Origin of the sequence: Rickettsia montanensis str. OSU 85-930, assembly GCF_000284175.1 — a bacterium.
Classification (GTDB): domain Bacteria; phylum Pseudomonadota; class Alphaproteobacteria; order Rickettsiales; family Rickettsiaceae; genus Rickettsia; species Rickettsia rickettsii.
Map to the genome: position 1 here is coordinate 1,007,555 of NC_017043.1, position 24,081 is coordinate 1,031,635.

Sequence of the window (24,081 nt, forward strand, 5' to 3'; positions counted from 1 at the left end):
TTAATTAGTGAAGTTAATTCTTAAAATCATTATTTAATAAATAAGATTCGCTATTCATTTCATTTAGTCTTGAAATAGTGCGTTTAAATTCTGCGGCCCGTGCTGAACCTTGATATATTTTATTTGGGTTATCTTCTAGGCTCATAAATAAGAGTATTTTATAGAAATAGGCATTATCGATAAAGTTGATAAATCTAACGGCTGTATTTGTATCGTTAGTATCGATAGTATGAACGTTCCCCACTATAATAACGTTGAAATTTTGGCAAATATTAACATAATCGATATAGCTTAAGTCTCTTGTAAATAATTCATTATAATCTGTTACTAATATTCTTTTATGCACTTTTTGCAAGGATATTTCTCTACCTAGAACCTGTATATTTTGAGGAGCAAGATTATTATCACTAATATCCGTGATAATTGTTTCAAGTTTGTTTTGGTTTTCTAAAGTTAAAGGATAAATTATCCTTGCCTTTTTAACTCTTAACGCTTTATCAAATCGATAATCATGGTAATTATCTAGATATTTAACATAAAATGTATTATTGATTATCTTTATAAAAGGTAAGAAAGATTCTCGTTGTAATCCGTCTTTGTACAGATTATTGGGACTCGTGTTAGAAGTTATAAAAATAAAAATATTTTGCTTTATTAATTCATTAAATAATCTACCGATTATCATTGCATCAGTAATATCTTTAATTTCAAACTCATCTATACATAACACTTTAGTTTGTTTAGCATAGTTTTTAGCAATTTTAGGGATGATATCTTTCTGATTTGCTGTTTGTAATTTATGCATAGATTTATGAATTTCCTGCATAAAGTCCTGATAATGTATTATTATTTTAGGTGTGGTTAATTCTTCAAAAAAAGAATTCATGAGCATAGTTTTACCGTTGCCCACCGGACCGTATAAATAAATTCCGCTTTTTAAGTTGTTTTGATTAAAGAATTTGAATAAACTTTTAGGCTTATGAAGTGCTGCTGCTAGCTGTTTTAATTCTTCTCGTAAAGCAGTTTGTTTTGAATCTAGTATTAATGAAGTAGAGGATTTAATCATACAAAATATTTTTTATCTAGTTTGTTATAGGTTTTTTCTAAAATGTCGTTCCTAGCTAAAAGCAGGAAGGCTTTGTTGCGTGGATCAATTTCACCTCTGTCATACCGTGGTTTGACCACGGGATCCAGTGAAAAATACTAACCTTTAGCATTTTTTTGTTATTTTTGCTAGATTGCCACGCTCCTTTTAGTCGCTCGCAATGACGGTTGTGATTATCATTTCCTACATAAAAGCGTTGCATCGCCGTAGCTAAAAAAACGCATTGCTTCTTTTATAGCATATTTATATAATTCATGCATCTCTTTAAAGCCGGCAAAAGCACATATAAGCATAAATAAAGTAGATTTAGGAAAATGGAAATTAGTAAGTAGCATATCGGCTGTTTGAAATTTAAAACCTGGGGTTATGAAAATATCGGTTTCAAAGCTACCTGCTTTTACGATGCCGTTATTGCAAGCACTCTCAAGTGTTCTAAGTGTTGTAGTGCCGACTGCGATAATACGTTTCCCTTCTTGCTTTGCTTTATTGATGATTTCAGCAGTGTCAGGAGTAATAGAGCAATATTCGGTATGCATTTTATGTTCATGAATATTTTCGGTTTTTACAGGTAAAAAAGTTCCAGCTCCCACATGTAATGTTAAAAATGTAGCTTGTATGCCTTCTGCCTTAAGCTTATCAAATATGTCCTTTGTAAAATGCAAGCCTGCCGTCGGTGCTGCAACTGAACCTTCTATTTGGCTATAGACAGTTTGATAGCGGTCGTTGTCGTTTTGAGTGTTTGTCATACCGTGGTTTGACCACGGTATCCAGTCATTATTTAAATATTTTTTGGATCCCGTGGTCGTAGCCACGGGATGACATAATGAGTGTGAACGCCTAATATAAACCGGTAGCGGCATCTCACCGTATTTATTTAAGAACTCGAATACAGAAATATCATTAAGTTCAAATTTTACTTTAATCTCACCCATTGCAAGTTTTTCGGTAATAATTACCTTATGATTATCAAAATAAAATTCATCATTTACGTGAAGCTTTCGAGCTGGTTTAGCAAAAGCCGACCAACTATCATCTGATAATTTTTGATTCAAATTTATTGTAATATTTTTCCCCAAATTTAACTTTGCTTTTATTACCTTACTATTATTAAAGACTAATAAGTCCCCTTCTTTTAAGTAATCTATTATGTTGTAGAATTTGGTTTTAATAGGCGGCGTAACAGCAATTAGTAAATCTGAGTTATCACGTTCACTAGATGGGTATTGTGCGATCAGTTCGCTTGGTAAATCAAAGTCAAAATCAGATAGTTTCATTGTTTAAATATTAGTGGCTAAAAAAGTGATTATAACAGCATATGACAATATTTAATATAATATTTTAGTTTATTGATTGCTTACTAATAAATAAACTATTTGCTGATAAAATGATTTTTTTCTGTACGATACAAAATACTATCAATTGAATCATTAAGGGAAATACTATGATAACCGATTATATAATTAGAAATAAATTTCATGAGATATTAAGCAGTAAAGATATAGCAGAACAGCAAAATATGGGATTTAATAATATATATAAAATAAAAAGATATGAATTTTTTAGAGAAAGTTTTATCAAAGAATTCAAAGCTTTGATTGAAGATCCAAATACAAATATTTCTAGTGTGTACAATATGGCATACTGCACTGTAGATAAAATAGCAAGATCTCCTGACACTGCTATATTTAAAGCGATTTGTCAAGGTGATTATGATTTAGTTGATAGTATGTTAACCGCTTTAAATATTGATCCAAATACAGAAGTATATACATAATATAGTCATGGTAACTAAATTGCTTGCTTATGGTGCTAATATGGAATTTATCCGTTGTGAAAAAACCGCATTTAAAAGTTTAGTAGACCTAACTAGAGATCTTAATGATAGGAAGCAGAGTACAGATATGGTAAAAGTATTTTTACGATATGGTGCTAATCCGGATATACTCGATCCTGACGGTCAAATGGTCCGTGACAAGGAAGTAATTTATGAACCTCTGAAAGCTCTTTTAACGCTTGAATCCGCATTTCGTAAGAATGATTACAAGAAAATTAAGGCTATTGACAAGAAAGATTTAGCTGCATTTGTTCAATGGAAAGCAGCAATATTACCGGTTGCAAAAGATGTTTCTAAGGATGAGTATATTAAAAGCCTATTAGAACTATATAAATTTTCAAATCAAATGAGTTTGGATTCGGATGATTCTATAAAACAACCATTAATAGAATTAGGAGAAAAGATAGCTAAATTGATAACGCCTTTAGAGTTTTTATGCATTTTAAAAATTGAAGATGTTATTGATAGTAACGCTACAGATAAGATAGAATTACTTGAGAGTGTAATAAAAGCGATGGTAGAGTATGGACTACTTCAAGTTGAAGCAACAGGAGAAACAGTGGCTCATAATGATTTAGTTTAAAGGTTGAGGCTGGTATTATGTCATTCCTGCGAAAGCAGGAATGACATAGAACATAGGTAATACCTACTCACACTATTAACCCTTTAACTTGAGAGTTCCATAATTTTTGATATAGCTTACTATTTTTTAGTAATTCTACATGGCTACCGTCATCGATTATACTTCCTTTTTCAAAAACTAAAATTCTATCCATATTGAGTAAAGTAGATAATCTGTGGGCAATGACTATCACGGTTTTATTTTGCATTAAATAATCCATTGACTCTTGAATCAGGCTTTCCGTCTCGCTATCTAAGCTACTTGTTGCTTCATCGAGAATTAAAATAGGAGCATTTTTTAAGATGGCTCTTGCTATGATAATTTTTTGACGCTGACCGCCTGATAAGTTATTCCCCCGTTCACCGCACATAGTATCGTAACCGTCCGGTAGATTATCGATAACATCATGAATATGTGCCGCTTTTGCTGCTTCTATAACCTCCTCAAGAGTAGCTTCTTTTTTCCCGTATCTGATATTGTCCAAAATGGTACGATGAAAAAGCACCGGTTCTTGAGGTATAAGGCTAATGGCTTTTCTTAAAGAATCTTGAGTTACGTTTTTAATATTTTGATTATCTATTAAAATCATTCCTTCTTCTATATCATGTAACCTAGTGAGTAAACTAATAAAAGTGGTTTTCCCTGAACCTGAAAATCCAACTAGTCCTACTTTTTGTTTACTCGGTATTAATACCGATTTATTATAAAATAGATTGTTGTTATGATGATAATTAAATGTAACATTTCTAAATTCAATAACCCCTTCTTTGATATCTAATGGAGTAGCGTTTTCAATATCAGTTATAATATGCGGTGCCATTAAAGATAAGCCTTGATTAAATGCCCCGACCTGCTCGAACATATCACCGATTTCTTGCGTTAAATCCCAAATATCGTCTGCTACATTTATACATAATGTTAGCACTAATACGCAATCACCTATGCTTATAGATAATTCGCTACGAAGTTTAGATAAATAATAAATCATTATAAAAATCATTATTGAACAAGAAGTCCCAAGAGCATAACGCAATTTGAACATAAGGAATTGCATAGTCTGTTCATCGGCTACGGCATTTTCTACTCTTGTTTCTAGATGTTGACGTTCAAATTTATGGGCTGTAAACATTCTAACCGCATTAATGTTGCTAATTGCATCTACGATACTACCGGCAACAAAAGATTGGCTTCTAGCATAATTTAATGAGTATTTATTGATTTTATCCGAGAAAAGAACACTAAGTCCTAAAAAAAACGTAATCCATAAAATAAATATCGTAGCAAAAACGTAATGTACCGAATATAAAGCAATTAATGCAAATACAATAATAGCGAGTTTACGAAGAATTTTTTCACCAAATATTGAAATAATCATCTCAAACGATCTTGCAGTTTCGGTAATACGATTGCTAATATGTCCTGCTAGATTATCCTGAAAGAATTTATGGCTATGATATTGGGTATAATTATAAAGTTCATTTAGTATTTTCCCTTTTATTACGGGTATAGTCTTGAGATACAAATAATCATATGAACGATATGCTATATTAATACTCTCCCACCAAAGAGCATAAGATACTGCCCAGTAAATCATGGAAGATAAAAGATTATTAGCGTTCTCATCGCTGAAAGATTCTATTAAATCAATGATTTTCCGAAGTAATATACTATCAATCGCCGGAATCATACCGAGTAAAATACAAATTACAGTCAATAAAGTCATTTTAACTTTATCGAATTTTAAAAAATAAATACCTAAGCTAAATGTTGATTTAGATAAAGTAGGGTATTTTATCACGATAATGTACCTCGATTTTAAAATAATATATTAATTCGTGTTATTTTGGAGCATATTTTAATTTAATTACAAAAATATACCTAAAAATATTAAATCTGTGGAAAAACAATAAACAAGCCTTGCTTCTTACCTTAAATAATGCTACAAAATTCGGAAAATAACTTCAACATCATTAGAAATGCAAGGAAAAGAATTATCTAATAATTTTTTAGAAGAACAAGAAAAGTCTAAGGAAGACGATTCTCCGTTCTTTGATGTAAAATATATTTGTCAAGCAAGTTTATTAATTACGGATTCTATCCGAAAAGGGTATGATGTAACGCAATTGCCCAATGGTGATATTAATGTTACAGAAGTAAGAATAGTAAATGTTCATTATAATTGGAACTCCGAAAAAGGAAAATTTGTTAAAACTAATCAGATAGAATTTAATAATAGCAAAGATGGATGATTAAATCAAATACTGTATACTCGCTTAATTTGAAAAATTGGCTACGTCGTCCTATAAGTACTGTGGTACTCACGTATTAAGTATACGTTATTACACTGGTAGTATATTGTTATTGTCACAAAGCTTCTTATCTTAGACAGCAGCTTAAATATGGAATTTGATCAAGTATTATTATCAAGGATTCAATTTGCTTTTACCATAAGTTTTCATATAATATTCCCTGCTTTTACTATAGGGCTTGCAAGTTTTTTAGCAGTAATTGAAGGGTTATGGTTAAAAACAAAAAAGCTGGTTTATCAAGAAATATACAAATTTTGGGTGAAGATTTTTGCCGTTACTTTCGGTATGGGAGTAGTTTCGGGCGTTGTAATGTCTTATCAATTCGGTACTAACTGGTCGAATTTTTCAGATAAAGTTGGAAATGTCCTCGGTCCGCTTCTCGGTTTTGAAGTATTTACTGCCTTTTTCCTCGAATCTTCTTTTTTAGGTATAATGTTATTCGGCTTTAATAAAGTCAGTAAAAAAGTACATTTTATTTCTACGTTAATAGTTGCCGTTGGTACTGTAATCTCAGCTTTTTGGATACTTGCAGCTAGTAGCTGGATGCATACGCCTGCTGGTTTTGAACTGCGAGGTGAAGGATTCTTTTATCCTTTAAATTGGCTAGAAATTATCTTTAACCCTTCTTTCCCATATCGCTTTTTCCATATGATTACGGCGGCTTATTTAACTACTTCTTTTGTTATCGGTGGTGTAGCTAGCTTTTATTTACTCAATAATCGTTATAAAGAGCATGCTAAAATTATGCTTTTTATGGCGGTGTTAATGGCGTTAATCGTTGCACCTATTCAAATAGTTATTGGTGATCTGCATGGTTTAAATACTCTTAAATATCAGCCGGTCAAGGTCTCGGCTATGGAAGGTATTTGGAATACAGAAAAAGGAGCAGCTTTTAATCTTATCGGCTTTCCTGACGGGGAAGAAGAAAAAACAAAATATGCTGTAGAAATACCTTATGCTAGTAGTTTAATCTTAACGCATAGCTTAGACGGTGAAGTGAAAGGATTAAAAGAATGGACAAAAGAAGAACGTCCGCCGGTTGCAGTAGTATTTTTTAGCTTTCGTATTATGGTAGGAATCGGTTGCTTAATGGTATTTACAGGTATTGCAGGGTTATATCTTTACTTGAAGAAAAGATTATATACTACGCATTGGTTTCAATATTGGTATATATTAATGTCACCTTCAGGTTTTATTGCAGTACTTGCCGGTTGGTTCGTAACCGAGGTAGGTAGACAACCTTATATAGTATATAATATTTTAAAAACCGTGGATACGGTATCACCGGTACTCGGCAAATATGTATTTATTTCTCTAATTGCTTTTATAGTAGTGTATGTGATCATTTTCGGAGCGGGTATATATTATATAATGCATTTGATAAAGAAAGGTATAGAAGCGATAGATAATAAAGAAATGTACGGAGAGAGTGGTCTGAATAACCCATTATTAGAAAAGTAATAAGCTTATGTTAAATTTTGCACCTTATATAGATTTACCGCTTGTTTGGGGTGGGCTTATAGCTACCGCTATTTGTTTATATGTTTTATTAGACGGTTTTGATTTAGGAGTAGGAATCTTATTTCCGTTTGCACCTACCGATGATTGCCGTCATAAAATGATCAATTCTATTGCTCCTTTTTGGGACGGTAACGAAACTTGGTTAGTACTTGGCGGCGGTGGTTTATTTGCGGCTTTCCCGTTGGCATATTCGCTATTAATGCCGGCTTTATATATTCCTATTATATTGATGTTACTCGGTCTAATATTTCGTGGTGTAGCTTTTGAATTCCGTTTTAAGGCTCATATAGGTCATCGTTATATTTGGGACTACGCTTTTCATTTCGGTTCTATGCTTGCTGTTTTTTGTCAAGGTTTAATGCTTGGTACGTTTGTCCAAGGAATAGAGATAGAAGGACGAGAATTTGCAGGAGGGAGCTTTGATTTTCTTACTCCCTTTTCCGTTATGACGGGGATAGCATTAATATTCGGTTATGCACTCTTGGGTGCTACTTGGCTTATTCTGAAAACAGAAAAGACAACACAAGATTGGGCTTATAAATCTGCTTTATATATTTTATTTTACGTTGCACTTTTTATGGGGCTTGTAAGCTTATGGGTTCCTTTCTTAAATAACCACATAAATCATCGTTGGTTTAGTGTACCTAATATTTACTATTTATCTATTGTACCTATTGTAACTGCTTTAATATTTATCAAGTTCATTAAAGCCGTTAAGCAGAAAAAAGAAGTAAAGCCGTTTATTTATACGATCTTGTTATTTTTATTAGGATATTTAGGGCTCGCGATAAGCATATGGCCATATATCGTTCCTTATAAAGTTACGCTTGAAACTGCAGCAGCAGCACCGGAGTCACAGTCTTTACTGTTGATAGGGGCTGGGATATTCCTACCTGTCATACTTGGTTACACATTCTATTGTTATTATATATTCCGTGGCAAATCATCTCATCATCCGATATATTAAAAAATTTAAAAAAATAACCTCTTGTCTCAAAGGGTGGCAATGGTTTATTATCCTATGGCTTAGCGGATTATTATCCACATTACTTTTAACTTATGTAGTTAAGCTGGTGTTTAGGGTGATAGTAGGAATATAACCTTGACAAAACGTACTGTTTATAGTACGTTATTAATATTAAGTCTCACTAACTATAAGGAAAAAATAATGGAAATATATAATACAAGCGAAGCAAGAAGTAAGCTTTATAAACTTATAGATTATGTTTCTGATGTACACAAACCTGTTTATATTAAAGGTAAAAGAAATAATGTAGTTATAATTTCAGAAGAAGATTATCGTAATATGGAAGAAACTTTATATTTATTATCTATTCCAAATATGCATAAGTCTATAATTGAAGGACGAGCAGAGCCTATAGAAAAGTGTAGCGATAAATTAAATTGGTAATTTTTTATAAATGTATATAATTCGTTATACTACACAAGCACAAAAAGATGCTAAGAAAATAGTGCAAGCCGGTTTAAAGAATAAAGTAGAAGTTTTGTTAAACATAGTTAGTATTGATCCTTGGAAAATTTACCCTCCATATGAAAAGCTCGTTGGTGACTTTAGCGGTTGCTATTCAAGAAGAATTAATATTCAACATAGGTTGGTTTATGAAGTTTATAAACAAGCAAAAGTTGTAAAAATTCTTAGAATGTATACGCATTATGAATAAGTCATTAACTGAAAAAATCTCAGCATTTATTATTACCAAAAATGAATCCGCAAGGGTAGCACGAGCTATAAATAGCGTAAAAAATGTTACTGATGAGGTGATAGTAGTCGATAGCGAAAGTACTGATGATACGGTAGCAATAGCTGAAAAATTAGGAGCAAAGGTAGTAATAAAACCGTGGCTTGGTTATGTAGAACAGAAATCTTTTGCCGAAAGCCTTTGCGTAAATGATTGGGTTCTTAATATTGATGCCGATGAGGAGTTATCTAAAGAGTTACAAGACGAAATAGAGTATATTTTTGCCTCTCATAATCAAGATCGTTATTTAGCTTATCAAATAAAGCTGTTAATAATGCATCGTAATGACCAAAAGCCACGAATGTTTGCTCCATTTAATAAATGTACTCGATTGTATAATAAAAAATTTGCAAGCTTTGCAAATACCGTAAATAGTACTACTCATGATTCGGTAATATTTAATAAAGATGTTGATTTTGCAGGTAAAATTTATCTATTAAATGAAGCTGCTTATCATTATTCGGGTACTTCAATTGAGCAGTTGGTCACTAAAGCAAATTTTTATTCTAGCGAGCAAGCAAAAGATTTAGTTAAGCAAGGAAAAAAGCTTTCAAATTTTCGTTTAACAACTGAAATGATATGGTGGTTTTTTAAAGCGTTTTTTATCAGACGCTATTTTGTATTTGGTTTTGACGGTTTTGTAGATTCAATAATTTTTGCTTTTGCAAGATTTCTAAGGCTTGCGAAGTTAAGAGAGTCATCGCTTAAATCAAAAAACGTCATTGCGAGCGACTATAAGGAGTGTGGCAATCTCATGAAGTAATATAAAATTCCTGAGATTGCCACGTCGATGCTATGCATCTCCTCGCAATGACGATTTAGAAAATAAAAGATAAATTATGAAAGAAAATTTTAATGTTAGTAAATTAAAAAACGGTTTGACAATTTTAACATATAATATGCCTTATGTTAATTCGGTAGCAATAAATTTAATTGCTAAAGTTGGAGCACGTTATGAGAATGCAGAAGAGGAAGGCATATCTCACTTTCTTGAGCATATGGCTTTTAAAGGTACAAAAACTAGAACGGCAAAACAGATAGCGGAAGAGTTTGACTCTATAGGCGGACATTTTAATGCCTATACCGGTCATGAGAATACGGTATATTATGCACGAGTCTTGTCTGAAAATTGTGATAAAGCACTTAATATACTTGCCGATATAGTTCAAAATTCTATTTTTGCTGATGAGGAAATAGCTAAGGAATATCAGGTGATCATGCAGGAAATTGCTCATCATCAGGATAATCCAGATGACCTAGTATATGAGAAATTTTATGATAAAGTTTATAGAGAACAACCGTTGGGTAAGTCAATCTTAGGTACTGCTAAAACCCTTGTAACTTTTACGAAAGAACATTTTTTTAATTTTATAGATAAACATTATAATGCTGAAAATCTCTATTTATCAATTGCCGGTAATATTGATCATGATAAAATAGTAATTATAGCGGAACAGTTATTTTCTTCTTTGAAGCAAGGAGTAAAAAGTAGCTTTATTCCGGCAAAATATATAGGCGGAAACGGCTTTATTAATAAGGAGTTAGAGCAAACTAGTTTAGTGCTAGGGTTTGAAGGTACATCATATATTAATTTAGAAAAGCTTTACCAAACCCATCTACTTTCTATAATATTCGGTGGCGGTATGTCATCGCGTTTATTTCAAAGTATTCGTGAGAAATTAGGTTTAGCATATGCAGTAGGTAGTTATAATAGTGCTTATTTTGATAGTGGAGTGTTTACAATTTATGCATCCACTGCACATGATAAATTAGAATTATTATATAGAGAGATTAAAAACGAAATAATAAAAATGACTGAACAAGTAAGCACAGAAGAGATTCTTAGAGCTAAAACACAACTGCGTAGTAATTTACAAATGGCTCAAGAGAAAAATACCTATAAGTCAGAAGAAATAGGTAAAAATTATTCTGTTTTCGGTAAATATATTTCTCCTGAAGAGATTATGGAAATTATCATGAGCATAAAAGCTGATGATATTATTAATACGGCAAATAAAATATTTAGTGGTACTACTACGTCGGCAATTGTCGGTCCGAATGATCTTCAGGGATTTTAATGATATGCTTGTGTGGATACCAGAGTCGTCATTGCGAGCGGCCTTAGGCTGCGTGGCAATCTCATGAAATAATAACAAATAACAAGTTCCTGAGATTGCTTCGTCAATTACTTCGTAATTTTCTCGCAATGACGAGGAAAATGAATTTTGAGACAAATAAATGAAAAAAAAATTATATGAAGGTTCAAGTAAAATTTTATATTCTGCCGAAGAAGATTTTTTACTTATAATGGCTTTTTCCGATAAGGCTATTTTAGAAACCGGTGAGACTATTGATATATCAGGTAAAGGAGTACTTAATAATAATATTTCTTCCTTTCTAATGGATAAACTGGAAATGATCGGCATTGAAAATCATTTTATCGAAAAAATAAATATGAGGGAGCAATTAATTCAATATGTCGAGGTTTTCCCGATACAAGTAATAATATCATCAGTAGCGTGCAGTAGATTTGTAAAAGAATTCGGAATTGATGAAGGGTATGTATTTGATAAACCTATCATTGATTTTAAGGTCCGAAGTCGTGAATTTAAATATCCGATAGTTAATGAGTATCAAATATTAAATTTTGGCTGGTTAACTAGGGATGAAATTAAAGCGGTAAAAGAGCAGGCTTTGCGTATATATGATTTTCTAAGCGGCTTATTTATTGGTGTTGGGATTCGGCTTGTTGAGTGTAAATTAGAATTTGGGCGTGTGTTTAACGGTGAAGAATATATCATTATGTTAACTGATGAAATTAGTCCGGATAATTGTAGGTTATGGCATATTAACAGTAATGAAAAATTGGGATTTGAATTGCTCGAAAAAGAACCAAATAAGGTTTTTGAATCATATCAGCTAATAGCTGATCGTTTAAAAGAAAAATAAATATATTTTTTAAGCGATATATGCTATTTTGGACTGTTTAAGGTTTTATTACAAAGTTCGGTTTTTCGTCATTGCGAGGAAAATTACAAAGTAATTGACGAAGCAATCTCAGGATATTTGATGAGATTGCAACGCAGCCTACGGCTGCTCGCAATGACGGTTAGGTGTCTACGCAGGAACAACATTTCTGATTTTTAATAATTTTTTACAGTAAAAAAGATGAAAATACGATTTATTATAATAAGCTTTATAGCTCTAATCCTAGTAGGGTGGGGATATGCTGCCTATAAATTTGAACATCAAAGTAAAGAAAATATTATCTCTATTCTTGATAAATATGAAGAATATATAACTTATGATGCAATAAAAGTTAATAAATATGGATTTAGTGTTACTTTAAATAAAGTAATGTTAAAACCTATAGATTTTTATTTTGATGAAATAGTTATTAGACATATACCGTTTTTGAATATTACAAAAATTGATTCTTACGGAAATAATGTAAAAATTACTACCGCTCAAGATGAAAAAAATATTTTTTACTCACCTGATCATCATACAACAATTTGGTTTAGAAAATCTTTGTTTAATAGAGAGCCTGATTATTGGAAATTAAGCTTGAGTGACAATAAATCAACTCTTTATAGTTCTCTAGATGCAGAAAAATTAGCAGAGAGTGATGTTAGTAATTCTGTAATTACTAATACTAAGACATCGGATAACCTTAATTTGTTAATTTTGGATGGAAAAAACACTGTTACTTTTATTTCTGAAAATTACAGAAGAAATTTATATGATAAAATTTTTAAATTGTTGAGATATAAAATAGCTAATGATTCTGATACTGCTTTCTTTGAGTATGGTTTGACAAAGTTAGATATATTAAATTTACCTATTTCTTACAATTCCAAATTAAAACTAAAATATAGTGATGAGTTAGTAGCTCTTGGGAAATTATTAATTCAAACTTTTTCTCTAGATCAAAAGCAAGATGAGAATATGCATGCTGTTATTTTTATGCAGATGTTAGGAGAATTAGTAAAAGGTAAGCCGTTTTTATTTGCTTGTGATATTGAAAGAAAAGGAAAAGTAGAAAGTAATTTATATAAATTAAATATAGAAAAAGATAAAATTTTTGATTTTGCTTTAAATATTAAATCTACTATAGAACCTTCTGAAACATACCAAAAAACGGCAGCTGAAGCTTTAGGAAGCTACTTTAGTAATGGTTTAAACAAAAGAGCTGAGTTAGATAAAATTTTTAAACTAACTAGCCCTATTACTCGAGAAGATGGGGAAAGAGTAATGGGTGTTTTTGCAAAAATAAATAATTCCGAATTTAATTTAAAAGGTGAGTTTGATCCTGAAGCAAAAAAATTATCCGGTAAAACTAGTATTGTAATGGATGATTTTAATTTTGCTATTGATATTGATATGCCTACTATAGATAATCCTCTGAATCTAGAAAGCGTAATAAAATTATCGGATCCGAGTGCGGTTATAAATAATTTTGTGCATTATACTAATAATGCTATTGTACCGGTGCTTAATAAAATAGAAGGTTCTAAGGAATTTGCTTTAAATCTAGGAAAACAATCTTCAGTAATAAAGCAATACGGCTTTAGGGCAATAGAAGTTTTTAGTAAAAATTCTGAATTAAAAGACGGTGAATCTTTAGTAGTTGATGTAAAAAGTAAAGACGCCGGACTAACCTTTAACGATAAAGCTATTGATCAGATCCTTAGTGATGCAAGAGTATTAGAATTTATGAATGCCATGGTTATGATAGATCAAGAAAGAAAGTAGTCTAAGTGTCATTCCTGCTTTTGCAGGAATGACATAAGAGCTACGAGATAAGGTACAAGTAAAAAATTGGAAGAAAAAATAAGTTATAAAAGAATGATTAATATTTCCTTTCCCGATGGGAGTATAAAACAATTTGCAAAAAACATTACCGCCTATGAAGTAGCAAATGCAATTTCAATGTCACTTGCTAAAGCAGCAATGGTTGCTGAAATAAACGGTGAGCTTCAAGACTTAAGTATCGTAATTGAAAATGATTGTAAGCTTCGTATTTTAACTGCGAAAGATCCTGAATGTCTCGAGATAATAAGGCACGATGCGGCACATTTAACAGCAGAAGCAGTAAAGGAACTATTCCCTGAAACTCAGGTAACGATTGGTCCTGCAATTGAAAACGGTTATTATTACGATTTTGCTCGTGATAAACCTTTTACCACTGATGATTTAGCCGTTATAGAAGCTAAAATGCAAGAACTTTCACAAAAGAACGAGAAAGTAACAAGAGAGCTGTGGGATAGGGATAAAGCCGTAGAGTTTTTTAAATCGATAGGAGAGCATTATAAAGCCGAAATTATTGCTTCAATTCCGGCAGGTGAGCCAATTACTTTATACAGGCAAGGTAATTTTATTGATCTATGCCGAGGTCCGCATGCTCCTTCTACAGGGGTTGTTAAGCATTTTAAGTTGATGAAAGTTGCAGGAGCGTATTGGCGAGGTGATAGTCGTAATGAGATGTTGCAGCGTATATACGGTACTGCTTGGGCCACGAAGGAGCAGCTAGATAGTTACCTCTTGATGCTTGAAGAAGCCGAAAAGCGTGATCATAGAAAGCTTGGGCGTGAGCTTGATTTATTCCACTTCCAAGAAGAAGCTCAAGGAATGGTATTTTGGCATGATAAAGGCTGGAGTATATATAATACCATTGAGCAGTATATTAGGAAAAAGATGCGTAAAAACGGTTATACCGAAGTTAAGACTCCTGTTTTGGTCGATAAAAGCCTTTGGGAGGCTTCAGGACATTGGGAAAAGTTTCGTGATGATATGTTTGCGTTAGAAACAGACGACAAGACATTAGCTTTGAAGCCGATGAACTGCCCTTGCCACGTGCAGATTTTCAAACAAGGTATCAAGAGTTATCGTGATTTACCTCTTCGTATGTCGGAGTTTGGTTTGTGCCATCGTAATGAGGCGTCCGGTGCGCTGCACGGTTTAATGAGGGTGCGGAGTTTAGTGCAAGACGATGCACATATATTTTGTGCTGAGGGACAAATTACCGATGAAACGGTTAGTTTTTGTAAATTACTGACTGAAGTTTATAAGGATTTCGGCTTTACTGATATAAAGGTAAAATTCTCTGATCGTCCTGAAATCAGAGCAGGGAGCGGTGAAGTTTGGAATAAGGCTGAGAATGCTTTAAAAGAAGCAGTAGAACAAGTAGGATTTACTTATACACTAAACCCGGGCGAGGGGGCATTTTACGGTCCGAAGCTTGAGTTTGTATTAACCGATGCGATAGGGCGGCAATGGCAATGCGGTACGCTTCAGATGGATTTTGTTTTGCCGGAGCGGTTAGACGCTAGCTATGTTGCAGCAAGCGGAGAGAAAAAAAGACCCGTAATGCTACATAGAGCGATCCTTGGCTCACTTGAGCGTTTTATTGGTATATTGATTGAAGAATATGCAGGTAGGTTTCCGCTTTGGCTTGCACCAGTGCAGGTTGCTATTGCAACTATTACCAGCGATTTGAACGATTATGCTTTGGAAGTGCAGAAAGCTTTAATTGATAACGGGGTAAGAACGGATTTTAATATCTCACCTGATAAAATTAACTATAAGATTCGTGAGTTTTCTAATCAAAAAATACCGATGATTGCAGTAATCGGTAAACAAGAGCAAGAAAATAAACAAGTAGCGATTAGAAGGCTCGGAACTACTGACCAAGAAGTATTATCGGTTGAGCAGTTAATAGCTGTGGTTAAAGAAGAGAATGAGAAATATTTGTAGATTTTAAATCTAAAGGATGATATAAGATAATAATATGTATCATAGGGATATGATATCCCAATTAGGAAAAAATCCTAAGGAGATTATGTGAGAACTATTATTAATATAGCTGATTCGCAAATTAAAATTCTAGATAAACTATCCAAGAAAAAAATATCAAGAGATAAAATTATTGGGCAAGCTTTAACTAGTTACATTGATAGTAATGATCACAATAATAAGGCATTTGAAAACGCTTTTGGACTCTGGAAAGATAAAAATCTAGATAGTTTAGAATATCAGGCTAAATTACGTAATGAGTGGAACGAATGAAAGCTACCTTTGATACTAATATATTAATAGATTATCTACAATAATGTCATTTCGTGGATCGCACATGGGTGACAACTTAAGGATCGATGTCATCCCCGCGAAGGCGGGAATCCAGGGTAAAGCGAGATAAATCGAGCTTTCCAAAAAAAATCTTTTAGACCAAGATTATAAGTTTTACTTTTCAAATAAAGCTTTAAGGTACTGGATTCCCGCTTTTGCGGGAATGACATAAGAGTCATGCAACAAGGGCACGCAGGTATGATGTAAAACGGGCCATGTAATAAGGTCGCTTTCATCTAAGAATAACATACATTTCTCAACTTATGAAAATCAAAACTTATCCTGTTTCTTTTTTATGGTCTGTTATAAAGCCGTATAAATTGTTTATTGGTATTTTGTTATGATGCTTGGGTCTATTGCAAGCGGCTTTTATCCTATTATATATCATTATGCCGTAAAGTTCTTGCTTGATTTATTTACCCAAAATGAAAAGATTATATTTGCTCAAAGTTATAAACCAATAATATGGTTTGTAGCAGCACAAGCTATACTTGATGGTGCTTGGCGTGCTCATAACTTTGCACAACTTAAAGCAATGTCTCATATCTTTCAAGGCATGATGAATAAAATATGTAATCACTGTTTTAATTTGTCGTATACTTATTTTCAAAATAACCTTTCCGGTGCTATCGTCGGGAGAGTACGGGGCATAGGTGATAATTATTATAAAATGCACAAAGCAATCGAGTATCAATTAAGCAAACCGTTATTAATTACCTTGCTGTCCAGTATTGCACTGGGTCTTACTAATATTAAAGTATTTGTTGTCATTAGTACCTTTATGGCTATTGACTTACCGCTTGCTTTACAGTTTTTTACTAAACTTGCTAAAATGGAACAAGATAAGCAAGATTCTTGGTATAGTAACTGATTGTATTACAAACATCTTTACTATTTTTTCGTTTGCAGCAAAGCAGCGAGAATTAAATAAAGTAAATGATTATTACCATAATGTACATAACCCTCTAACAATAAAATATTACAAATATGATTTAATTATTTGTATAATACTCAGTTTAGTATATTGGGTATATTTAACAGGTGTATTTGTGTATATAATTCATTTACGTCATCTTGGTGAAATTAGTATCGGCGATATTGCTTTTATTATGTCCCTTACTTTTTTAGTTACTGAAAATTCGTGGCATGCCACTATGGAACTTAAAGACTTTTTAGAATATATAGCAGAGTTTTGCTCCGCCTTTACAATCCCTTACAATCATACAAATCCCACAAGATACTATAAATAAAGAAAATGCTGCTGAATTAAAAATCTTCAAAGGGGAGATTATATTTAAGGATATATCGTTTGCTTATAAAGAGGGGAGTAGTGTACTCCAGTCTCTTAATTTGCATATTAAAGCCGGTGAGAAAGTGGGTATTGTCGGGCATTCAGGTAGCGGCACTTTAATTGCATTATTATTGAAAAATTTTAAAGCCGGAATTGGCGATATTATAATCGATAACCAAAGCCTTTTTAATTCCTCAAGATATTATGCTTTTTTATCGCTCAGTAGGTAATAATATCGGATATGCAAAAGAGAATGCTTTGCCTTGGGAAATAGAAAATGCCGCCAAAGCTGCGAATATCCATGGATTTATCGATAAGTTTACCGGAAAAATATAACACCATTGTCGGCGAGAGAGGAGTAAAGCTAAGTGGCGGACAGAGGCAACGTATAGCAATTGCCCATGCTATTCGTTAAAAACGCTCCGATTCTGGTTTTAGATGAAGCAACTTCAAGCCTTGATAGCCATACAAAGCAAGAAGTACAAAAATCTATTAATACCATGCTTGATATTGAGAATGTAACGATAATTGCTATAGCCCACAGATTATCTACTATCAAGCATATGGATAGAATTATTGTTATGGATAAAGGCAAGATCGTAGGAGACGGCACTTTTAAGGAACTCTAGGAGCATCAAGTTAACGGATTTGTTTAAACCGGCGTTATTAAGAATATGTAAGGTATCTCTAGGTAACAAAAAGCTAAATATGAAGTTCATAACCTAATCAAAGGCATTTATTACATTTATGATCAAATATTTCATGAAATGTTGTTTTGAATTGCCAATCTTTTTTACAAGATGGACAATTTGAATAATTAGAACGTGCATAAGAGTTTCCTGATACCGGTTCTGATATAGGGTAAAAAACATAATTGATTTTAAACATGCTTTTAAAAAAAGTATAAAATACTACTTTTCAAAGAAAAGAGTTATACTCCTAAGGCTTTTTTTCCTTTAGATTGTTCTTGTTCAATTGCTTGAGTATGAGACTTAACTTGAGGGATTGCAAGATCGACTCTATGTTCATATCTAACGCCATTTTCAAATAAAACTTGACCGCATTTATTCACTTGAATAACATCTTCTTTAGAGAATTTAGTTAAAATAACTTCCGTGATATTATAAAGGAATTGCCAAGATAGTTCTATTCTTTCTTGTAATGTCAGCTTTTTATTTTCTGGTTTTTGACTATTAAGGGCAACATTTGGCGAATCATCAATATTACCTCCTTCAGCAGGTAATATATTTTTTTTACGTGCTGCTATTTTCTTATACATTAAAAATATTAATAATAATGCTAAGCAACCTATGGCAATTAAAATATGAGTATTAGAATTAGACACTATTTTGCTCTTCCTTGTTGTTGAGTTAAGTTGTGTGTTTTAGAAAGTATAGTAACCACTGCTTTACCTATATTAACTAAGTTAGCCATATCAGGAGTTAGCTTTGCAATCATTGCTATGATTGGAGGCGGTAATAAGTTAGTTTTTATTGTTAGACTTATAACATTTCCGAGTTCTTTACTTCCTGGTATTACTCCTACTATTTTTTTTATATCGCTTGCAATTTCCGTAGCTTTTTCTGCTGCTTTACATAAGGATTCTATCTTTTCGCCACAAGAAGCTTCCGGATTTAATACTTTTGATAATTCTGTTTTAGCTTCATTTAGATTACCAGAAATAGTATTCTTTACAGAGTTTAATTTGTCAATATTTATATTTTGTGGAATTGCACTTTCAATATTACTTTTTAGTTCTGTTATTTTTTCTTCTACTTCATCTTTGCTTTTTGGTATAGCTTTAGCAGCTTTTACAACATTCTCTAGTGAAGCTTGGTTATTAGGGTTTTTATTTGCTATTTCAATAATTTTTCGAGGCGGTTCTTTTGATATTTCTGAAATTGCGGCAACTTTTTTGGCTTTTTCATAGATGTTTTCAAGCTTCTCATGAGATTTAGCCTCTTCCCTTATTTCTTTTATATCATTATGCAATTTTGTTATTTTTGGCAATAATTTTTCAGAGTCAATAAGATTATTTACTTTTTCAAGTATTCCGCTTGTTTGTATAAATATTCCAAGCATCGGTATTTGAGTCGATATAACCCCGACTAATATATTGTCTAATGATTCTATAATTTTTTTAGAAGCTCCAGGATAGAGTTTATCTAATTCTTGCTGAAATTTTAAAATTTGTTCTAAAACATTTAAACATTTTTCTACAATAATCCCGTCAAATAAAAAGATATCTTTTGTTTTTAACTGTTCTTGATATGATTTCTCAAGTGCTTCAGATAAAGTAGTTATAGATTCTTGGATTGTCCTATTAAAAAGTTTTTCTATTTTCGCTACATCGATATTTTCAGTGTGAGATAATTTATTTAAAGCATTTTGTAGAATATAAAATAAATGATCTTCTAAATCCTTTACATTCATTTTCAAAGATTTTGTAAAACCTTTTAATTTTATTAAAAGTCTTTGTAGTTCTTCTTGTTGTTCTTTATTTAATCCGCTGAAACTAGAAAAATCAATTGTAGACATAAAATTTATTATTTTGTTATCAAATATTAATTAATCTTAAAGCTTTATAACCGTAAAATAAAATGTAAAATAGTGATCATTGCCCTTGAGATTAATTTTTGTTATATTACGTGCTAACATTGCTACAATAGATTTATATTGTTTTATTAGGATATAGGTATATTCTTGAAAGATTAAACTAATCTAACTAACATATTATCAATTATTCAAGAAATTTATGCGTACATTAACTACATTTATTGTTACATTATTACTAACTAGTGCGGTTGCAGCAGTTGATTTGCAGGAAGCTTTAACTGAAGGATATAAGAATAATGAGGAGCTGAAAGCTGCTAGAATTAAGTTTTTAGACTCGATTGAGCAGTTTCCGCGAGCTTTTGCGGGGTTTATGCCTAGTGCCGGATTACAGATTAATAGACAAAATAATAAGACTAAATATAATAAAAAATATGCTGATAGGCTTGGTCTTACTCCAAGGAAAACAGATAGTGATCAAGGTGCATTAACAATTCAACAGTCTCTATTTAATGGTGGTTCTAGCGTTGCGGCTCTTAAAGCTGCTCAAGCAGGATTTAGAGCCGCACGGGGTGCATATTATGCCGGTGAACAAAAAATATTATTAAATTTAATAACTGCGTATCTTGATTGTTTTGAGAGCAAAGCGAAATATGATATTTCCGAAAGTAGAGTTCGCACTAACATACAACAAGTTAACACCGTTGAGGAAAAATTAAGACTTGGAGAAGCAACGGAAGTAGATATAGCAACCGCAAGAGCGGGGCTTGCAGCAGCAGAAACGAATAAACTAGCTGCTTATGCCGATTTTCAAGGAAAAAAAGCAAATTTTATTAGAGTATTTGGAATAGAGCCAACTAATATAACTATGCCTGAGTTACCTAAAATGTTACCTGCTTCATTAGATGAGTTAACCGGAAGAGCTGCTAAGCTCAATCCTGATATTGATTCGGCAAGGCATAATGTAACTTCGGCTAAAGCTTTAGAAATGGCAGAAAAAGGGAAGTTATTACCGCAAGTAAGTGTGCAACTGCAATCCGGTAGAACACACTACAATCCACAAGATGATATAAATGCTAGAAATGTAAATGCTATAAATAATAGAAGCTATACTGCTACTCTTTCGGTCAATATCCCTATTTATCCTGAGGGAGGAGCTCAATATTCAAGAATCAGATCGGCTAAAAATCAAACAAGAAATAGTGCAGTTCAGCTTGATAGTGCGATAAAGCAGACCCAAGCAGGGGTTGTAAGCGTGTGGGAGGGATTTGAAGCAGCAAAATCTCGTATTGTTGCCGCTAATCAAGGAGTGGATGCTGCTCAAATGTCATATGACGGTACTGTGCAAGAGGAAATAGTCGGATCTAAAACAATATTAGATGTTTTAACTGCCGAAGAAAAATTATACGAAGCAAAAATAACTCGTGTGGATGCGTATAAATCTTCAGTACTTGCGGCATATCAAATGAAATTGTTAACCGGCGAGCTAACGGCTCGAAGTTTAAAACTTAAAGTAAAATATTTTAGTCCTGAGGAAGAGTTTAAGACTATTAAAAAGAAAATGTTTATAGGTTTCTAACGTGAGTAAGGAAAATAAAAAGAACCAAGATATGTCGATAGAAGACATATTAAAATCGATTAAAGGAGTAATAAACGAGCGTAAAAATCCTATTCATGAAAATGATAGCGAAGATGAAGATGTATTAGAGCTAACAGAAATAGTAAATCAAGATGAAGAAGAAAAGTTAATATCAACTAAATCTGCTGAAGAGGTAGGTGATATTTTTAAAAATTTTACCGATACTATTAAAGGTAAAAAGCTGGATAATAATATCTCATCTAAAAATGCACTTGAAGAATTAGTCGTTGAGATGTTAAAACCAGAACTTAAAGCTTGGCTTGATAAAAATCTACCTGTACTTGTTAAAGAGTTAGTAGAGATTGAGATAAAGAAGTTGGTGCAGAATAGTAAGAGGTAGGGGAGTGAATGTCATTGCTAGCTAAACGCGGGGAGAGGTGTATGGTTCGTTTATGTCATTCCCGCGGAAGCGGGAATCCAGCAATTAAAAGGTATATACACAGTAAGTTTTTAATATTAAAAGCTCGATTTATCTCGCTTTACCCTGGATTCCTGCTTTCGCAGGAATGACATAAACGAACCATACACCTCCTGCTATCAAATAAATTATTTAATAAGGAATTATATGTTAAATAAATTATGTAAGATATTATTTTTTATAAATCTGTTATTAGTGACAGTTCAAAGTTATGCTTCACCTCCGCCCTTACCGCCATCATTACCGGCTGCCGGAGTAGATACTAAAGATAAGGATGTTTACTCTAGTGCCGATATTTCTTTTTTTAATAAATTTAAGCAATTTTTTAGTAAACCAAAAAAGAAAGATATACCCCCTAAACAAGCAAATGAACAAGCTAAAGCAGCCCATCAAGAAGAGCCAAAGCTAGCTTTCCAAGAGCCTAATGACAATGAACAAGCTGAGCCGTTTATAGATGTCGGTAATACAGCATTGCCTAGTGCTACAAGTGATAACGTTTATACAAATCCCAGTCATGAAAGTAGTGTAAATTTAGCTTCTCATGACATTCAGGAATCTAATGAAGCCGAGGCATCTGAACCTTTTATAGATATTGGTAGTGCAACGTTACCTAGTGTTACAAGTAATGAAATGCATGAAGAACAAGTTGCTTCTAATGAGCATAATGATACAAATTTAGCTTCTAATATTATAACTCCTAACGTACCGAGACCGATAGTATCTATGCCTCCGGCTCAAGCAGGAAGTTATGTAGTACCTCCGCAGCGACCGGTGCAAATATATAAACCAACCAATTTGCCGCCTGTGCATAAGCCTATTCCGCTTAATCACCCTCCTGATGCTAATAAAGAGGAAGAAAGCGTAGCACCGATAGCACCACCCTCTATACCTAATATGCCTGCTGTTTCTCCGCCTGTGATTAGCCCGCCGGTAACCCAAGATACTACATCAAGTACTATGCCGACAACAGTACCTCCTGCAGGAACTCCGGCAGTACCTAGTAATGTACCTGCACCTCCGGTAATGCCTACAAATCAACCTTCTACACAGCCTATAACACCGACTAGCCCAAATACACCCGTTACTACTCCGTCTAAAGTAATTCCTACAACCGATCCTTCGGCGGAACTCAATAACTCGCAAGAGACATTTGTGGCTGTTTCAGATGTCCCAAAAAAACAAGATTGGAATACGCCGCTTATACCAGTTGTTGTAGTGAAGCTGAATCAACTTCAGCCTTTAGAGAAGCAAATTAATAATAATCAAACTACAAATAATCAAAAGAAATCACCTCCGGTAAGCTTTCCAAATGTCACGATTCAAAAACAAGATAATAACGTAAATAATGAAACATTGGAGTTGGTAACAAAATTTGTTAAAGATGAAACACAAATGTTACTTTTACCTGATGATGATATAGTTCTTGGTAAACTAACAGAGCAGGCGACTTTAGAGCAGATGGATATGCATGCATATATAGAGCTGTTCCAAAAGAAAGAAGCATGGATAGCAAGTGCCGAAAGAAGAAAAGTTGTAGAGAGTTTTATTAAATATGATAATGATATAAATAAAAAGAAAGATATTTATGCCAATCTATCTTATTGTAGTGCAGTAGAGAATGCTTTTAGAGCAGTGGATAGAAACAATCTTTTTGGGTTGCGTGCGTTACTTGACGTTTATCCTATATTGCAAGAAAAAGGTAGAAGCGGTGAGACATTACTAACTGCTGCTATTTATAACGATAATTACTATTTAGCAAAATTTTTGGTCATACGAGGTATTAAAATTTCTACTCTAAATGATGAGTGCCAATATCCATTAGATATTGCACTAGCTCAAGGGAACGCTAACATAGCTTGTATGTTAATCAAAGCTAAGGGATATAATTGATAAGATTATTT

Annotated in this window: 28 protein-coding genes and 1 pseudogene; 23 read left to right on the forward strand and 6 right to left on the reverse strand. The window is 32.9% G+C overall.

Annotated features, from left to right (window positions below):
• Window positions 1–13 precede the first annotated feature (13 nt).
• Both zapE and queA read right to left on the reverse strand, forming a co-directional pair.
• A complete protein-coding gene (gene zapE / locus MCI_RS05445; RefSeq protein WP_014409995.1) occupies window positions 14–1,066 on the reverse strand; it encodes a cell division protein ZapE in 1,053 nt (350 codons plus the stop codon).
• A 215-nt stretch (window positions 1,067–1,281) separates the two neighbouring features.
• Complete coding sequence (queA, locus tag MCI_RS05450) at window positions 1,282–2,379, reverse strand: tRNA preQ1(34) S-adenosylmethionine ribosyltransferase-isomerase QueA (RefSeq protein ID WP_014409996.1); 1,098 nt, start codon at window positions 2,377–2,379, stop codon at window positions 1,282–1,284.
• A 167-nt stretch (window positions 2,380–2,546) separates the two neighbouring features.
• Here queA and MCI_RS05455 point away from each other — a divergent pair, with 167 nt between their 5' ends.
• Both MCI_RS05455 and MCI_RS09100 read left to right on the forward strand, forming a co-directional pair.
• Complete coding sequence (locus MCI_RS05455) at window positions 2,547–2,879, forward strand: hypothetical protein (RefSeq protein WP_014409997.1); 333 nt, start codon at window positions 2,547–2,549, stop codon at window positions 2,877–2,879.
• Window positions 2,880–2,886: 7 nt separating this feature from the next.
• On the forward strand, window positions 2,887–3,522 hold the full coding sequence (locus tag MCI_RS09100; protein ID WP_014409998.1) for a hypothetical protein: 636 nt from the start codon (window positions 2,887–2,889) through the stop codon (window positions 3,520–3,522).
• Window positions 3,523–3,589: 67 nt separating this feature from the next.
• On the opposite strand, the gene MCI_RS05470 is transcribed toward MCI_RS09100, so the two are convergent.
• Window positions 3,590–5,359: an ABC transporter ATP-binding protein gene (locus tag MCI_RS05470; RefSeq protein WP_014409999.1), complete on the reverse strand. Its 1,770-nt coding sequence runs from the start codon at window positions 5,357–5,359 to the stop codon at window positions 3,590–3,592.
• A 178-nt stretch (window positions 5,360–5,537) separates the two neighbouring features.
• On the opposite strand from MCI_RS05470, the gene MCI_RS05475 reads away from it, so the two are divergent.
• From MCI_RS05475 to MCI_RS10015, 17 genes are all read left to right on the forward strand, one after another.
• Window positions 5,538–5,810, forward strand: coding sequence for a DUF2671 domain-containing protein (locus MCI_RS05475; protein WP_014410000.1), 273 nt, complete (start codon window positions 5,538–5,540; stop codon window positions 5,808–5,810).
• A 150-nt stretch (window positions 5,811–5,960) separates the two neighbouring features.
• Window positions 5,961–7,331, forward strand: a complete 1,371-nt coding sequence (locus tag MCI_RS05480; RefSeq protein ID WP_014410001.1) for a cytochrome ubiquinol oxidase subunit I — start codon at window positions 5,961–5,963, stop codon at window positions 7,329–7,331.
• A gap of 7 nt (window positions 7,332–7,338) precedes the next feature.
• Window positions 7,339–8,358 carry a cytochrome d ubiquinol oxidase subunit II gene (gene cydB, locus MCI_RS05485; protein ID WP_014410002.1) on the forward strand — a complete coding sequence of 340 codons (1,020 nt, stop codon included), beginning with the start codon at window positions 7,339–7,341 and terminating at the stop codon, window positions 8,356–8,358.
• Window positions 8,359–8,559: 201 nt separating this feature from the next.
• A complete protein-coding gene (locus tag MCI_RS05490) occupies window positions 8,560–8,802 on the forward strand; it encodes a type II toxin-antitoxin system Phd/YefM family antitoxin (protein ID WP_014365352.1) in 243 nt (80 codons plus the stop codon).
• Between the two features lie 10 nt (window positions 8,803–8,812).
• Window positions 8,813–9,073, forward strand: coding sequence for a Txe/YoeB family addiction module toxin (locus tag MCI_RS05495; RefSeq protein ID WP_014410003.1), 261 nt, complete (start codon window positions 8,813–8,815; stop codon window positions 9,071–9,073).
• Entirely contained in the window at window positions 9,066–9,914 is an 849-nt protein-coding gene (locus MCI_RS05500; RefSeq protein WP_014410004.1) for a glycosyltransferase family 2 protein, read from the forward strand. The genes MCI_RS05495 and MCI_RS05500 overlap by 8 nt, the downstream gene beginning before the upstream one ends.
• A 76-nt stretch (window positions 9,915–9,990) precedes the next feature.
• Entirely contained in the window at window positions 9,991–11,229 is a 1,239-nt protein-coding gene (locus MCI_RS05505) for a M16 family metallopeptidase (protein ID WP_014410005.1), read from the forward strand.
• Between the two features lie 160 nt (window positions 11,230–11,389).
• On the forward strand, window positions 11,390–12,100 hold the full coding sequence (locus MCI_RS05510; protein ID WP_014410006.1) for a phosphoribosylaminoimidazolesuccinocarboxamide synthase: 711 nt from the start codon (window positions 11,390–11,392) through the stop codon (window positions 12,098–12,100).
• 219 nt (window positions 12,101–12,319) lie between these two features.
• Window positions 12,320–13,906: a hypothetical protein gene (locus MCI_RS05515; protein WP_014410007.1), complete on the forward strand. Its 1,587-nt coding sequence runs from the start codon at window positions 12,320–12,322 to the stop codon at window positions 13,904–13,906.
• 93 nt (window positions 13,907–13,999) lie between these two features.
• A complete protein-coding gene (thrS, locus tag MCI_RS05520) occupies window positions 14,000–15,907 on the forward strand; it encodes a threonine--tRNA ligase (protein WP_014410008.1) in 1,908 nt (635 codons plus the stop codon).
• An 87-nt stretch (window positions 15,908–15,994) separates the two neighbouring features.
• Window positions 15,995–16,219, forward strand: a complete 225-nt coding sequence (locus MCI_RS05525; RefSeq protein ID WP_014410009.1) for a hypothetical protein — start codon at window positions 15,995–15,997, stop codon at window positions 16,217–16,219.
• A 403-nt stretch (window positions 16,220–16,622) separates the two neighbouring features.
• A complete protein-coding gene (locus tag MCI_RS09995) occupies window positions 16,623–17,150 on the forward strand; it encodes a multidrug ABC transporter ATPase (protein WP_232202645.1) in 528 nt (175 codons plus the stop codon).
• Window positions 17,104–17,529 carry an ABC transporter transmembrane domain-containing protein gene (locus tag MCI_RS10000; RefSeq protein WP_232202646.1) on the forward strand — a complete coding sequence of 142 codons (426 nt, stop codon included), beginning with the start codon at window positions 17,104–17,106 and terminating at the stop codon, window positions 17,527–17,529. The genes MCI_RS09995 and MCI_RS10000 overlap by 47 nt, the downstream gene beginning before the upstream one ends.
• 124 nt (window positions 17,530–17,653) lie before the next feature.
• Complete coding sequence (locus tag MCI_RS10005) at window positions 17,654–17,800, forward strand: hypothetical protein (RefSeq protein WP_232202761.1); 147 nt, start codon at window positions 17,654–17,656, stop codon at window positions 17,798–17,800.
• A complete protein-coding gene (locus MCI_RS10355; RefSeq protein WP_269479136.1) occupies window positions 17,775–17,906 on the forward strand; it encodes a hypothetical protein in 132 nt (43 codons plus the stop codon). Before MCI_RS10005 ends, MCI_RS10355 begins: the two co-directional genes overlap by 26 nt.
• Window positions 17,848–17,985, forward strand: a complete 138-nt coding sequence (locus tag MCI_RS10010) for a hypothetical protein (RefSeq protein ID WP_232202647.1) — start codon at window positions 17,848–17,850, stop codon at window positions 17,983–17,985. The genes MCI_RS10355 and MCI_RS10010 overlap by 59 nt, the downstream gene beginning before the upstream one ends.
• Window positions 17,972–18,199 (forward strand): hypothetical protein, encoded by a 228-nt coding sequence (locus tag MCI_RS10015; RefSeq protein WP_232202648.1) that lies wholly within the window; start codon window positions 17,972–17,974, stop codon window positions 18,197–18,199. Before MCI_RS10010 ends, MCI_RS10015 begins: the two co-directional genes overlap by 14 nt.
• A gap of 97 nt (window positions 18,200–18,296) precedes the next feature.
• On the opposite strand, the gene MCI_RS08635 is transcribed toward MCI_RS10015, so the two are convergent.
• The 3 genes from MCI_RS08635 to MCI_RS10020 are packed head-to-tail and all read right to left on the reverse strand — an operon-like array spanning window position 18,297 to window position 20,108.
• Window positions 18,297–18,458: a DUF2310 family Zn-ribbon-containing protein gene (locus tag MCI_RS08635; RefSeq protein ID WP_232202649.1), complete on the reverse strand. Its 162-nt coding sequence runs from the start codon at window positions 18,456–18,458 to the stop codon at window positions 18,297–18,299.
• Between the two features lie 43 nt (window positions 18,459–18,501).
• A complete protein-coding gene (locus tag MCI_RS05545; RefSeq protein WP_014410010.1) occupies window positions 18,502–18,915 on the reverse strand; it encodes a DUF2660 domain-containing protein in 414 nt (137 codons plus the stop codon).
• A complete protein-coding gene (locus MCI_RS10020; RefSeq protein ID WP_014410011.1) occupies window positions 18,915–20,108 on the reverse strand; it encodes a hypothetical protein in 1,194 nt (397 codons plus the stop codon). Before MCI_RS10020 ends, MCI_RS05545 begins: the two co-directional genes overlap by 1 nt.
• 217 nt (window positions 20,109–20,325) lie before the next feature.
• On the opposite strand from MCI_RS10020, the gene MCI_RS05555 reads away from it, so the two are divergent.
• The 4 genes and pseudogenes from MCI_RS05555 (at window position 20,326) to MCI_RS05565 (ending at window position 24,070) form a co-directional block, all read left to right on the forward strand.
• The gene (locus tag MCI_RS05555; protein WP_014410012.1) at window positions 20,326–21,702 is read left to right on the forward strand and encodes a TolC family protein; all 1,377 of its coding nucleotides are present in this window, start codon (window positions 20,326–20,328) and stop codon (window positions 21,700–21,702) included.
• Between the two features lies 1 nt (window position 21,703).
• Window positions 21,704–22,102: a DUF2497 domain-containing protein gene (locus MCI_RS05560; protein WP_014410013.1), complete on the forward strand. Its 399-nt coding sequence runs from the start codon at window positions 21,704–21,706 to the stop codon at window positions 22,100–22,102.
• A gap of 8 nt (window positions 22,103–22,110) precedes the next feature.
• Window positions 22,111–22,338, forward strand: a pseudogene (locus tag MCI_RS10025) (hypothetical protein).
• Entirely contained in the window at window positions 22,328–24,070 is a 1,743-nt protein-coding gene (locus MCI_RS05565; protein ID WP_014410014.1) for an ankyrin repeat domain-containing protein, read from the forward strand. Before MCI_RS10025 ends, MCI_RS05565 begins: the two are co-directional and overlap by 11 nt.
• Window positions 24,071–24,081: the final 11 nt, after the last annotated feature.